At 45.6% G+C, this 13,598-nt stretch carries 16 protein-coding genes and 1 pseudogene; 15 read left to right on the plus strand and 2 right to left on the minus strand.

Annotated elements, in window-relative coordinates; all coding sequences use genetic code 11:
- Positions 1-5: 5 nt before the first annotated feature.
- The 15 genes from PQG66_RS01730 to PQG66_RS01800 all read left to right on the plus strand — a co-directional run bounded on the left by PQG66_RS01730 (position 6) and on the right by PQG66_RS01800 (position 12,945).
- Entirely contained in the window at positions 6-590 is a 585-nt protein-coding gene (locus PQG66_RS01730; protein WP_272034442.1) for a major tail protein, read from the plus strand.
- Positions 591-604: 14 nt separating this feature from the next.
- On the plus strand, positions 605-862 hold the full coding sequence (locus PQG66_RS01735) for a hypothetical protein (RefSeq protein WP_272034443.1): 258 nt from the start codon (positions 605-607) through the stop codon (positions 860-862).
- Complete coding sequence (locus tag PQG66_RS01740) at positions 862-1,248, plus strand: HK97-gp10 family putative phage morphogenesis protein (protein WP_272034444.1); 387 nt, start codon at positions 862-864, stop codon at positions 1,246-1,248. Before PQG66_RS01735 ends, PQG66_RS01740 begins: the two co-directional genes overlap by 1 nt.
- A 47-nt stretch (positions 1,249-1,295) precedes the next feature.
- Positions 1,296-1,598: a hypothetical protein gene (locus PQG66_RS01745; protein WP_272034445.1), complete on the plus strand. Its 303-nt coding sequence runs from the start codon at positions 1,296-1,298 to the stop codon at positions 1,596-1,598.
- Positions 1,599-1,660: 62 nt separating this feature from the next.
- The gene (locus PQG66_RS01750) at positions 1,661-2,146 is read left to right on the plus strand and encodes a hypothetical protein (RefSeq protein WP_272034446.1); all 486 of its coding nucleotides are present in this window, start codon (positions 1,661-1,663) and stop codon (positions 2,144-2,146) included.
- Positions 2,147-2,169: 23 nt separating this feature from the next.
- Complete coding sequence (locus PQG66_RS01755; protein WP_272034447.1) at positions 2,170-6,621, plus strand: phage tail tape measure protein; 4,452 nt, start codon at positions 2,170-2,172, stop codon at positions 6,619-6,621.
- 10 nt (positions 6,622-6,631) lie between these two features.
- Positions 6,632-7,492, plus strand: coding sequence for a phage tail family protein (locus PQG66_RS01760; protein ID WP_272034448.1), 861 nt, complete (start codon positions 6,632-6,634; stop codon positions 7,490-7,492).
- Positions 7,493-8,581 (plus strand): siphovirus ReqiPepy6 Gp37-like family protein, encoded by a 1,089-nt coding sequence (locus PQG66_RS01765; RefSeq protein WP_272034449.1) that lies wholly within the window; start codon positions 7,493-7,495, stop codon positions 8,579-8,581.
- 1 nt (position 8,582) lies between these two features.
- Positions 8,583-10,553 carry a hypothetical protein gene (locus PQG66_RS01770; RefSeq protein WP_272034450.1) on the plus strand — a complete coding sequence of 657 codons (1,971 nt, stop codon included), beginning with the start codon at positions 8,583-8,585 and terminating at the stop codon, positions 10,551-10,553.
- Between the two features lie 12 nt (positions 10,554-10,565).
- On the plus strand, positions 10,566-10,853 hold the full coding sequence (locus tag PQG66_RS01775; protein ID WP_272034451.1) for a hypothetical protein: 288 nt from the start codon (positions 10,566-10,568) through the stop codon (positions 10,851-10,853).
- A gap of 50 nt (positions 10,854-10,903) precedes the next feature.
- Complete coding sequence (locus PQG66_RS01780) at positions 10,904-11,035, plus strand: hypothetical protein (protein WP_272034453.1); 132 nt, start codon at positions 10,904-10,906, stop codon at positions 11,033-11,035.
- A 96-nt stretch (positions 11,036-11,131) separates the two neighbouring features.
- The gene (locus tag PQG66_RS01785; protein WP_272034454.1) at positions 11,132-11,512 is read left to right on the plus strand and encodes a hypothetical protein; all 381 of its coding nucleotides are present in this window, start codon (positions 11,132-11,134) and stop codon (positions 11,510-11,512) included.
- Positions 11,509-12,228: a M23 family metallopeptidase gene (locus PQG66_RS01790; protein WP_272034455.1), complete on the plus strand. Its 720-nt coding sequence runs from the start codon at positions 11,509-11,511 to the stop codon at positions 12,226-12,228. The genes PQG66_RS01785 and PQG66_RS01790 overlap by 4 nt, the downstream gene beginning before the upstream one ends.
- A gap of 14 nt (positions 12,229-12,242) precedes the next feature.
- Positions 12,243-12,506 (plus strand): holin, encoded by a 264-nt coding sequence (locus tag PQG66_RS01795; RefSeq protein ID WP_272036406.1) that lies wholly within the window; start codon positions 12,243-12,245, stop codon positions 12,504-12,506.
- 106 nt (positions 12,507-12,612) lie between these two features.
- Positions 12,613-12,945 carry a YolD-like family protein gene (locus tag PQG66_RS01800; RefSeq protein ID WP_272034456.1) on the plus strand — a complete coding sequence of 111 codons (333 nt, stop codon included), beginning with the start codon at positions 12,613-12,615 and terminating at the stop codon, positions 12,943-12,945.
- 48 nt (positions 12,946-12,993) lie between these two features.
- On the opposite strand, the gene PQG66_RS01805 is transcribed toward PQG66_RS01800, so the two are convergent.
- Both PQG66_RS01805 and PQG66_RS25345 read right to left on the minus strand, forming a co-directional pair.
- Entirely contained in the window at positions 12,994-13,446 is a 453-nt protein-coding gene (locus PQG66_RS01805; protein ID WP_272034457.1) for a hypothetical protein, read from the minus strand.
- A gap of 6 nt (positions 13,447-13,452) precedes the next feature.
- Positions 13,453-13,515 (minus strand): annotated as a pseudogene (locus PQG66_RS25345) (zinc ribbon domain-containing protein); the annotation flags it as partial.
- Between the last annotated feature and the right edge of the window lie 83 nt (positions 13,516-13,598).

Raw genomic sequence — 13,598 nt, forward strand, 5'->3', positions numbered from 1 at the left:
TCTACTTGGCTGACAAAATCGCTGTACCTGTAGGTTTACAAGATATCTATTACGCTAAATTGCTTTCTGGGGACACAGCAACGGAAGCGCCTGTTTACGAGACGCCAAAGCCGCTACTTCCAGCCATTACTGCTAACATGACGCCTAATGTCGAATCTAATACCCTGCATGGTAATGACGGTCCTATCGTCACTGCTAACGCCTTGGACAGCATTGAGGTTGAGATCGGTGTAGCGGCACTTACCTTGGAACAACAAGCTGACTTACTTGGATCGACAATTGATGCCAACGGTTTGCTTTGGGACAACTCGGACGATCAGGCTCCAGAAGTGGCATTGGGATACCGTCGATCGATGTCTGATGGATCGTTTGTATACACTTGGTTGCTCAAAGGTAAATTTGCGCTTCCAGCGGAAGAGGCTACTACCAAACAGGGTGAGGTTGAGTTCCAAACGCCAACTATCACGGGTACGTTCCTGAAACGCATCTATGATAATGAGTGGAGAGTTAGAGCGGATAGCAATAACACAGCCAGTGCGGCAGCAATCACAACGTGGTTTACGGCGGTGCCAGATAGCCCAAAGCCGTAACCCCTCTGCCTGGTGTGTTTTATCGAACTGGGCAAGAAGATGACCGAAACGGTGTTATCTTTGTGGAGTTCGAATTATTGGACGAGCAGGGTGGGGTTATTTCGCTTGCCGCTGGAGACGTTGAGTATATTCGGAGGGATGGCGTTGTCGTCACACCAAACACTCAAAGTTCGGTGTGGATCGAAGAGACTACACCAGCCGCAAATTATGTTTACGTTGTTAAAACTACTTCAGGGGACATTTACAGAGCTGTCCTTAACTGGACGCCATAATGGCTGGCAGAGTTGAACTGCAAGGTGTTGATCAGATGCTTGCGGTAATCCGCCAGAAGTTGGGTGATGGGGCCGAAAAGTTGGAGAAGAAAACCTTGCGAGAGGGCGGCGAGATATTCGCTGCTGCTCAAAGGGAGTCTGTGGCAGTCAGTAACATCGACCATCTCCATATTAGAGATGACATTAAAGTGAGCGGAGTCCGTTCCGAGGACGGTGATAAGTATGTTGCCGTTGGTCCAGGTAAGGCTACGGGCTGGAGAGCGCACTTCTTGGAATTTGGAACCTCTAAAATGCCAGCTCAGCCGTTCATCTACCCTTCATTTCACGAACAAAAAGACCGTGTAGCCCGGTTTATGGCTGCCGAGCTAAGAAACGCAATGACATGAGAGGGGAATCCCTCTCTTTTTGTCGTTCAAAACAAAAGGAGGAATTGATGATGAGTAACCAAGTAACTAGCGTCACATACACCTTGGACAGACCTCGCAACTTTATTTTTGACTTGAACGCGATGGTGGAACTGGAGGGTGTTTACGGTTCATACCAGGAAGCATTGGACGTACTCAAAGGTGGCAAGATCAAAGATGTCATTACATGGTTATGGGCTGGATTCGTCCACGAAGAACAGACACTCACCATTCAGGAAATGGGCAGAATTCTTTCTGCTACTGATCCTGACATAGTTGCCAAACTGGGAGATGAATTGCTTAATGTAGCTTCCAGAGGTCGATTGCTATGAATGACGTGAGGATATTTCGTTCTCCTATCATGCTAGATAGGTTGAGGTATTTGGCCTTTACGATGAGCTCTTTCGCCGATCTTGATGATATATACGGCTCAAAATCAGAAGCGTTGGAAGCTATGCAAAGTGGAGGGTTGAAACATATACGTACATGGCTATGGGCTGGACTGACTCATGAGGACGAATCCTTGACAGTCGAAGATGTAGGGAGCCTCATCGGAAATTTATCTCCTGAAGAACTGGTTCAGATGCAAAGCAAAATACTCACGGCAGCCAGTAAGAATCTACCCCAAGCCAAAGACGATGGTGTCTTGGAGAAACAACCATCTCCAGAAGCGATCGAACAAGGATGGGATTGGACGTGGATGTACTACATCGGAACAACGGTTCTCAGGATGTCGGAGAACGATTTTTGGCGTTGTACTATGCGTAGGTTTTATGCGCTTTGGGACATGCATGTAAAGATGAACACCCTCGAAACGGAAGAAGGTAAGGTGCCTAAAAGCTCGCCTGAATTAGACGCATATATCGACCGGTACATTTAACAGAAAGCGTGGTGAGGTAGTGGATGGCAGATGAAATCGAAGTTGCTCACCTAGTCACCAAGTTATCGCTTAGTGACTCAGGTGTAGAGAAGTCACTTGCACAATTGGGTCGGCAAATGCGTGTGGTGCAGTCCGAGTTTAACGCAGCATCATCCAAGCTAGACGCATACGGCAGCTCCGAGGATAAATTGCGCCTCAAGTCCGAAAACTTGAATAAGCAGATGGAGATTCAGGGGCAACGTGTCCTGCAACTTAAACAGAAGTACGAAGAGTCGGTCGCGGCAAAAGGAAAGGATGCTAAAGCGACAGAAATACTTCAAAATAGGCTCAACAAGGCCGTATCTGAATACAACAAAATGGATGCGGCTTTAAAAAGCACAGAGGCTGAGCTGGAGAAGCAAGTATCTGCTTGGAACAAGGTGTCAGGTGCGCTGGACAAGGTTGCCAGCAAGATGGAGTCGGCTGGTAACACCATGCGCAATGCCGGGGCAAGTTTGACAACGATGATGACTGCTCCACTCGCTGCTGTAGCTGGTTTGGCGACTAAAGCATCGATAGGGTATGAGACTGCATTTGCAGGAGTCAAAAAGACCGTAGATGCCACAGAAGCCGAATTAAAAGGTTTCAGTGACGAGATCAGGAAGATGAGTCGTGAAATCCCTCAATCAGCATCAGCGATTGCGGAGGTAGCAGAGGCCGCTGGTCAATTAGGTATCAAAAACGAAGCACTTATCAGCTTTACTCGCACTATGTCCGACTTAGGCGTAGCTACTAACATGGCAAGCACCGAGGCAGCTACAAGTTTGGCCCGTCTCGCTAACATAACGCAAATGCCACAGAAGAACTTTGATCGACTCGGAGCAACAATCGTAGGATTAGGTAACAACTTGGCGACAACTGAATCAGAGATCGTAGATATGTCGTTGCGGTTAGCTGGCGCGGGTAAACAGATAGGGTTAACAGAGGCGCAGATACTTGCATTCGGCGGATCGTTATCCTCTGTGGGTATCGAAGCTGAGGCCGGAGGTTCGGCGTTTTCGCGAGTCATGATTGACATGGCTCAAGCGGTGGCTACTGGTAGTAAGGACTTGAATAACTTTGCAATGGTTGCAGGGATAAGTGCGCAAGAACTCCAAGAAAAGTTTAAAACAGATGCTGCAGGGGCGCTGCTTGATTTTATCGATGGTTTAGGACGCATGTCGGCAGCAGGTGAAAACACGTTTGCTGTTCTGGATGCACTAGGGTTGTCAGAGATACGGGTAAGGGATGCGTTGTTGCGCGCCTCTGGTGCAGGAGATCTGTTCCGGAATTCACTGGAACTTGGTACGAAAGCATGGGAAGAAAATACGGCACTGACTAAAGAGGCCACAACAAGGTATGAAACAACTGCTTCACAGATTGAAATCACAAAAAACAAAATCGTTGACGCTGCAATCACGTTGGGCGATTCTCTTAAACCGGCTTTACTTGCGGTGTTCGCTGCCTTGGAGCCTGTCATCCAAAAAGGTACGGAACTTGCTAACATGTTCTCTGTCCTCGATCAGTCCACACAGACGACCATCATCGTTGTTGCAGCAGTGGTGGCGGCCCTCGGACCGGTTCTACTCATTGTGGGTCAACTTAGCATGTCTATAGCGGCTCTAATTCCTGTTGTGCAGGCCTTAGGGAGCGCCTTAATTTATTTGTCTACCAATCCAGTCGGACTGGCTATAACGGCGCTTATATCCACACTAGCGATCCTTACAATAGGGTTTGTTAATGCGAAGGTGGCGGCCCGGGAATTGGCAGAGGCGCAGTCAGAATTAAACAGGATCGCTGAAGAAGGAATAACTCGTGAAGAGATTCCAGCTATTCAGGAGAAAGAAAAAAGTTTGCAAGACTTAATCAAATCATACGAGGAATTGATCAAGGTCACGAACGAATCGTACTCCACGATCAAAACTGATAGTTTCGTTGGTTTGAACAGAGCGGCTGACGATCTTGGGATAAGTATTAAGGAGTTAAGCAAACAAGCAAGAGAATTCGGGGTGGACCTCAAGTTCTTTGACGCTAACGGAAAAGTTGCGGCTACTTCACTTAATAACCTTAAGTCGGTAACGAACACTTATACTAGTGCTGTTAAGAACGCCCAAAAAGCTACAGCGGCAGAAGTACACGAATTGGCTCGTTCAGCGGCGGTCAAACAACAGCAAATCAATAGCACTCTTAACATGATCAAGACGTACAACACCGCCAAACAAGGTACAGACGCTTGGAAAGTTGCTCAAAAGGGTCTGCTTGATCAGTTCCCCCAGTTTGCTACAGCTACAGGAGTCAACACTGAGGCTATAAAGGGTCTGATCCTTGTTAAACAACGCGAAGTCGAACTGGAATGGCAAAGCGTCCAAGCTAAGGCCGCAGAAGCTCTGCAAGAAAAGCAGACTGCCATCGCTAAACAAGAAGCTGCGATTACCATCGTTAACGGCATCAACAAAATTGCTGGTTCCAGTGGTATAGCAGAGGGTGCATTGAACCGAATGAATGCCGAGTTAGCTCGTTTACGCGGAGAGGCTGCATCTCTTCAGGCACTGCTCAACATGCAACCTGGAGACATTAAGATACCTAAAATCACTGTTCCAACAGTTAGTACAGGTAAGGTTGCTGGCTTGGATCTCGGGGACAAGTCGAAAGGCAAGGGCGGAGGCTCCAAGAAGGAAAAAACACCGAAGGAAAAAGCATACGAGAACAAGGCTTTGGACGATGCTTACAAGCAAATGGAACACAAGAAAAAGATGGATCAACTCACACTGGAAAGTGAGTTGAAAACCCTTGAAACTATCCGGGCCAAGTACGTTAAAACTGCTGATGAACGCATGGAGATCGAGGAAAGGATCTATGCAGTTAAGAAAGCTCTTGGTGACAAGTCGCTGGAAGTAGCGATGAAGGACTACGAGAGGGCTAAGTCTCTTGGTAAACTAAATGAGGACGATGAGATTAAACGTCTTCAACGGATTCGCAAACTTTACGCTGACTCAGCTGATGAGCGCGAACGCATCGACGACATGATTTTTGAGGCAACACGCCGGAAGGTTGAGAAGGAAAAGGAACTGCGCGAGAAGACAACCGAGGATGTGAGCAAGTCGCTCAAGGCCGCTTACGAAGACAGGCTCGCTCGAGAAGAACTGGATGCGGAACAGAAGTACAAACTGGAAGACAAACTGCTAAACGATCAAATATATCTAAACAAAAACTATCTGGAAAAGGTTATGAAGGATAGACGGTACTCTGCTGCTGAGAAAAAGCAAATTGAAAAAGAAATCACTGAGGCGATCCGGGTACAGACAAACGAACGCCTCTTACTTGCGCGCAAATATGCTGAAGACCAAAAGAAGATATTGGAGGACCAGAAGAAAGATCAGATCGAAAATATCAACAATCTTTCCAAAGGAATTCAGGATGCACTCAAGGCCAAGTACACCGAAGAGAAACGAGTAGCAGAGGAAGGAATCAAATCGCAGATCGAAGCGAATGAGTCTTGGAAGAAGTCGCAACTCGACTCTATCAAGGCTGTTTATGATGCCCGTGTGTCCGCTGCTCAAAAGGCTGCCGATGAAGAGATTGCTCAGATTACAGCTGTTACAAACGCGCAGATAGAAGCTATACAGGCGCGACTAGATGCCCTGAACAAAGGGGAACAACAACGCAGTCGAGCTGAACTTGATGCAGCTGACCAAAAGAAAATTGATCGTCTGACAGGCATGATTGATTATGAGCATGACGCATTTAATCGTGAACAACTCACCAAAGAGTTGAACAAGGTTATCGCCGAGCAGAATGAACGTCACAGACAGGAGCAGCTTGCTGACACGAAGGAAGCTCTCACCAAAGAGCAACAGGAACTTAAGAACAAACTTTCTGCTGAAACGCAGATAATTAAGGACAACCTCGCAATCAAGAAAGAAATGATGCAGGCAGACTACAACGCTGATGTTGAGCGGATCAACTCGATGTACGAGTACAGGAAGAGCTCTCTTAATAGTGAGTTGGCAGCAGTTCAAGATACGTACAATAAAATGCTTGAATCCAAGAACTTGCAAGCAGAAGCAGAGAAAATGATTGTTAACAATCAACAAAAAGATATCATCAAGCTACTAGAAACATTTGGAGAATCCTATAACAAAACAGGTAAAACGTTGGGTGAAGAAATGTACCAAGGGTTTAAATCACAGGTGGATCAAATACAATCCCTGATATCATCAATAAACTCTCAGATAAATGCAGCTCGTAGCTCAGCATTATCAGCAATGGAAACTGTCTCATTCGCTGCTGGGGCTTCTTCAGGAGGAGGTAAATCCTCATCTGGTTCAAGTTCAAGCGGAATCGATACGAGACAAGCAGTTAAAGTTGAAGTCGTGAATAATTTCAACACTAAAGTAACATCACCGAGCGATATTGCTCGTGCTACAACACAAGCTGCTCAGAAATTGGCATATTAGGAGGTGCATAATGGAGACAGTCACATTTACCAACTCACGAGGAGAGAGTCTTTATTTAGGCACCTCCAAACCGTTTTATCTCAGAAAGATAACAGGCACTGGTGGTGTCCCAGGCGCCCTGCAATCTACAAAGTCGCCTTATCAAGATGGGTCATCATTTGTAAGCATTCAATTGGCCGAGAGGCCGATTGGAGTTGAAGGCGGGATTATTGCAAATTCTCGTCAACAAATGTATCAGTATCGCAGGGACTTTATGCGTATTCTCAACTCTAAACTTGGTCTGGGTAAACTGGTTTACACCAACTCAGCACGAAGTTATGCAATTGGAGCTGTAGTTGAAAACACACCAGACTTTGATGATGATCGAATTGTTAACAACCAACCTTACAAAATTAACTTTGTATGCCCGGACCCATACTTCACGGACGAGACACAGATATCAAAGGGGTTGCGGTTCGAATCCGGGGGGCTTACGTTTCCATTGCGCTTACCGACTCAATTTGCATATAGCGCCTACCGTGGACTATTTCAAAACGATGGTGACGTTGAGACTCCAGTAGAGATCCATTATAAAGGGCCTGCGCTAAATCCAGTGGTCATAAATGAGACCACAGGGGAGTTTATTCAGGTCAATTATGATTTAAGTGAGGACGACGTCCTGGTTATAAACACAGCTTTTGGTCAAAAGAGGGTTGAGGTAGTCAATACGGATGGGACAAGGACAAACGTCTTTCACTGGATCGATCTCGGCAGTACCTTCTTTCAACTCCAACCAGGCCGTAACATGTTGAGATATGACAGCGACCGTGAAGGTGACCGGGCAGTGGCCACAGTCACCGTATATTGGTACAACCGATATGGAGGTGGTTAAATGAAAATTCCATCCGTCCGTATTATTGACCGTAATTTCAATTTACTTGGCGAGATAGATGATTACGAGAGTTTGCAATGTACCCGGAGGTTTTACAGGGCCGGAGAGTTCGAATTGCACATTGCTCTCCATAAGCAACATGCAGACAAGCTGCAGAAAGAAAACATTATCATTATCGATAATAAAGGGCACAAGTCTGGAATCATCCAGTACCGTGAGATTAGCCAAAATGATAAAGGTATCGAAACCTTGATTGTAAAAGGGCCATCGCTGGGTGGCGCGCTTGATCGACGGATCACGGTTACTGACAATTTTGACCGGGTACGTGGTCCAGCGGAAACGGTGATGAAACACTATATTAATAATCATTTGATTAACGGGGACTTTCCAGACAGGAGAGTTCCTTTTTTTGCGAACGCATCTGATCAGGGTCGAGGAAAAGTCACACCGTGGCAAACAAGATTTGAACCACTCAATATGGTCATTCAGGAGATAGCGGAATGGTGTGATATTGGTTGGTTTGTCTCATTGGATTACTCGTCCCGAAAATGGGTGTTCGAAGTGCTAGAGGGACGAAACCTGACCGCCGGGCAAACGACCAGACCGCCTGTGATATTCTCCCACGAATTCGACAACATTGAATCACAATCTTTCATTGATTCTGATCAGCAATATAAAAATATCGGTTATGCAGGCGGCAAAGGAGAATATGAGGATCGACTAATACAAATGGTTGGATCTGGTACGGGTTTGGATAGACGAGAGGTGTTTTTGGATTGTTCAGGTGCAGAGGATGCTACCGAACTGGTGGATATGGGCAATCAGAAATTGGCCGAACAAAAACGCCTATTGACCTTTGATGGCAAGATACTGGATACCCGGAGTTTTGTCTTTGAACAGGACTGGGATTTAGGCGATATCGTTACCGTTCAGAATAAAAAATGGGGGCTCACTTTGGACAGTCGAATCACCGAGGTCAAAGAAATATACGAGCCAGTGTCCAAAATTGAAATCTCTCTTGGTGATGAAATTCCGACAATAACCCATTTTGTTAAGCAGCTTAAATCAGATGTAAAAAGGAGCGGATGAAATGCCTCAGAAATCAGGTTTTTTCGATACAACCGCAGACGATCCACGGGATTATCCTGCCCGTGAGTTTGCAGAATATTTTTCCCGGTTTGTTGGGAATGGCATTTTTAGTGGTGGAACTAAATTGAAAGTATCCGCAACCGGTACGAATTCCAACGTTAAAATTGAAACGGGATTCGGCTGGATTAACGGCTACCTTTACAGTGTCTATGACGAGCCGCTGACACTTACTGTGCAGCCTGCCACGAACGCTGACAGGATTGATAGAGTAATCCTCCGTTTAGACACTAGCACTCCTGTACGGGCAATTAGAGCGCTGATACTGCAGGGCAACCCGGCAGCTACTCCTACTGTCCCAGCCATTACACGCTCAGGTGACGTGTACGACCTCAGTTTGGCTCAGATCCTAGTAAAAGCTAATACCTCGGTTGTCCTCCCGGAGAATATTACTGATGAGCGGCTGAACAGCGCAGTGTGTGGGATTGTAACTGGATTGATCCAGCAAGCTGATACCACTTCAATCTTTAATCAGTTTCAGGCTTGGCTCAATACAAAAACGGCAGAATACCGAAAACAATGGGAAGATTTCTTAAAGACTGTACAAGACGAAGGATTTGCCACCACACAATATGTAGATGATGCGAAGCAGGCGGCAATTGATGCCAGTGTGCCTCGCTCAGGCGGCGTCAACATGACAGGAAGATTAATCAATGGTAGGTGGGGTACTTTTTCATCATCGTCCAATGGGTCGACTTTGTACGGCAGTAACTGCTTTTTGGATGGCGACACGTTTAAGTTTGAGAACACGCACGCAAATCTAGGAGCACGTGGCATTTACATGCGTTATACAGGCGGGGCAGGCCCAGAGGTTTACATGTTTGATACAGGCGCAAGGGTGACCACGGCGGGCGAAGCGTTTACTCCCGATTTGCGTAGGATATTAAACTTTACTGATGTGGTGGTTCCTGACGATGCCCCTACAACCAATTTGATTTGGAATTCGACTGGTCTATTTGGTACGGAGGGGTGGACTAATGGAGGGGGAGTTTCGTGGCTTACATCATCCAGCCCTGACGTTACCGGACTTTTTTACACTAACGCTGAAATTCCGTCTAATCAATATGCTGTTTTGGACAGTGCGCCTATATCTGTGTATCCCGGAGCGAATTACGAATTACAAGCCCTTTTCCATACATCGCTTGTCACTACAGGCATCGTGGCTATTGAAGTTAAAAACGTTGCAAATGACGCTACTTTACTCTCGCTTGCGGCTGACAATAACAAGTGGTGGCATCGCAAAAGGGTGTCGTTAACAGGCCCGGCCGGGGTCAATCAAATAAAGTTAAGACTCGTTGCTACTAACGTACCAGCTAATGCAACGAAGGGCATTGCCCGTATCAAATTTAACTTACGTAATGTGCCTACTAAAGACGTGCCTTATGACTTTACTGGAGACATGGCGAATATGGCGAACCAATTAATGCAAGTAAAGCAATCTGGCGTTGATGCCAAAAACGGCATTGTGGGTGCTATCAACGCCAACGGAGGAAGTGCATCCACATCTGATACATGGGCAGTACTTGCCCAAAAGGTACAGAGCGTATCCGGCTTTAAACCAGGCACATATGATTTATATACCTATGATAGCGTAGTTGGTGGGACGAGCAGTACAGGTTGGGCCAAGATCAGGAGTTTCCAGCCGAGCATCGGAGGGACATACCGGGTATCTCACAGATTTTCTATTGATTCATCCATCACCGGAGCTAGTGGGTACTGTAGGTGGTACGTAAACGATGTCCCGGTTGGGGTGGAAAGATACGTCAACAACAATGGTTCGACCACATTTGAAGAGGATATAACGCTGAAACAGGGAGATGTGTTGCAACTTTTTATGAGGTCTACCAATAGCCAAAATAACGTTTATGGAGGTAATGTACGTTTTAAAATCGCATTTGGTGTAACTGTATCTTAGGAGGGGATTGTTTTGGAATGGCGCTATCAGTATGAGTCAGATGCCGAAAGAGAAGAATTAATCGATGAACATAAGTCACTCTATTTAATTCGAGAAGAAAACATATCGGAGGGCAACTTTCTTACATTCTCCGATAAACCTTTATCTGAACCTGTGGTTTATGTGAGTGTGCCGCAGGAAGATTTTGAATCTTTGAAGCATGAAAGCATACTCTTGAAAGCACAGAGCAAGGCACTTGCAGAACGAGCTTCCTTTACTGATGATGTAATCGCAGAGATTGCGTTAAAGGTTTATGAATGATAAGGCGTATATTATTCTGGCTTCTTCTTCGTACGGAAGGAGGTGATACCATGGTAGCCATGTTCTTTGCGCAACGTATTATTTTTGGCATTACTGAGTACAAGGTAGTTCCCGCTACTCTTCGTGAACAAGTTGACGCTATTTTGACCGAAAGTGGAGTCGAATTTCTGATTGAGAAGTAACAAGCGTTCCGATATCGGTGCGCTATTTTTATGCCCTCTGGAGTAGTCAGGGGGCTTTTTATATACCCGAAAATAGAGATGGAGGGGGAGAAGACAGTGAATGAGAGGGTGAGTGAGGTGCCAGATGAAAATTCGAAATTGCTAGTAGACATTCAGATTCAACTTGCTCGAATTGAAAAAACTCTGGAGGTAGTGCCGACATTAGCGGCTGCAGTAGAGACAGTCCGCGAAATCGCCCGTAATGCAGACCAATCCTCGAAGTCTGCCCACCATCGTGTGGATATGCTTCAGTCTGCAAAGGAAATTGCTGACGATGCTCTCCGGAAAGCAGAGGCGGCCTTGGCTACTCAAAAAGCTCAGGCCGAGGACCAGAAGTGGTTTAAACGGACATTTTACGGCGCGGTCATTGTTGGTATTGCTGGAGGTATAGTAGCTGCTGTATGGGCTGCAATCAAGTTAGGAGGTGTATCTTCATGAATCCATTCGAAGGATATCGTTTGACCAGTCCATTTGGCTGGCGTATTCATCCCGTGTACAAGACACGGAAATACCATAAAGGTGTGGATCTTGTTGTGAGCCCATCTAATGGCCCTCTGTACGCGTTTGTTGGCGGAGAGGTCTTACACGCTAAGATGGGTGTTACAGGCTCAGGATTCGGTGGCTACGGGATCACAGTGGCTATCAAAGACGATAAAGGTTATTTGCATGTATATGCTCACTTGTCGTCAGCATCTGTTGCTGTGGGGCAGCATGTGAAGCAGGGTGAAAAGGTAGGTCATCAGGGCAACACCGGAGTTAGTACTGGAGCGCATTTGCACTATGAGATCAGGAAGAAATCCAGTCCATCATTCGGCTTCACTGTTGATGAATCTGGAGTAGTCGAACCCACGCAGTACCTGATTAATTACTACGGACAACAGCAACCTGCTGTTGATAAGGGGGAAGAGCCGATGACGGCGGAAGAAAAGAAACGGGTCGAGGAACTCGAGTCCACAGTAAAGGCGCAGGCAGAGTGGATTAAAACAGAGAAAGCAAAGTCCAGCATGCCATGCCCAGATTGGGCAAAGTCTGCATATGAGTATTACAAGGATTATATCGCAGATGAGACAGGCAGCTACGACTTCTGGCGGCAACTCGTTATTAATTATCGCAAGGAAAAAGGTATCAAGGTCGGCAAGGAGGCGGGGAAGTGATGGAGAATCAAACTTTGGAAGTTGTGCTTACATTCGCATCTGTACTGGCTGTGTTCGTGCTGGCAGGCGTACAATTCGTGAAGAAGACTATTAACATCCCTACAAATATTGTGCCTGCAGTCGGTCTTGTGTTGGGTCTTTTAATTGGAATGGCATCCTACCCGTTCACTACATTGGACTTAACATTGAGGTTATGGGCTGGTGGTCTAGCAGGATTATCAGCGACAGGGTTGTTTGAACTAGCATTTAGTAAGCGACCAGGAACCACTAAGGATTAGAAACCTGCTCTACTTGTTACTAACTGGTGGAGTTTTTTTCTTCTTGAATACAGAACAATTGTTCGCATATAATACAAACAGTTGTTCTTATTCAGGAGGGATACATATGTCAGGGAAATTATTTGACAACGGGTTATTTGAATCTTCGAGGATGATCTTACCGGAACACAGAGAGGCTTGGCTTGAACAAGAAGCGAAGGCGATGGAGAAGGGAAAGCCGATTTTAGACGAGCAGGAACTGCAGCTAATACACGGCAAATTAAATGATTCCTTTCACCAACATATCCGAGTCAGGATAACAGAGTTTGATCCGATTGAAGATAATGTGTACGAGGGTATTGTGACGGTCGTTAACACATTCCGTAAAGAGATTAAGCTGGTTTTTCCTGATGGAGATTGGAAATATATTTATCTAGCGGATATCATGTCAGTGAATTAAAAGCAAAATGAGCAGGGGATAATTCCACCTGCTTTTTTTATATATTCTTTATTTTTTTGTAACGAACTCATAAGGCAGCCAGCCAGATCCTCCGCTGTAACTTACTTGAACAGTGGCAAATGTTCGTTTAACGACATTGACCTCAGTACCTTTTTCCACAGTAAACACCTTGCCTGTCAGTATCATTTCGTTAAGACCGCTGTCATTTTTGGCATTCATGTAATTAAGCATTAAGTCAAGGTTTTCCTTCGTAGATGCTGCATAAGCATTTGTATTTATGTACGCTCGATCCCCAGTGGTTACTGTCTTAGATGTTGCTGTCGATGTAGAACTAGAGGTATTGCTGTTGCAGAAAGTAAGGCCAAAAAAGAATACGAGAACGATAAGACCTATACACCCTATAGCTAAAGAATTAGGCTTTTTTTCATGTTGAGGCGGTTTAGGTGGCGCAGATACAACTGGTTCTGGTTCTACTTTTGTGCTTACATTCTCAGATAACATACTTCCACAATGCTTGCACTTAATTGCTTCGTCTTGGATTTCTTCGGCGCAGTAAGGACACTTTTTCAATGTTCATCACCTTTCAGGAAAGAATTTTGTACATTTAGTCTAACAGACCTATTCGGGTATTTCTATAAATTCCCTATAAAAAA

Origin of the sequence: Paenibacillus sp. JJ-100, assembly GCF_948329825.1 — a bacterium.
Taxonomy (GTDB): domain Bacteria; phylum Bacillota; class Bacilli; order Paenibacillales; family Paenibacillaceae; genus Paenibacillus.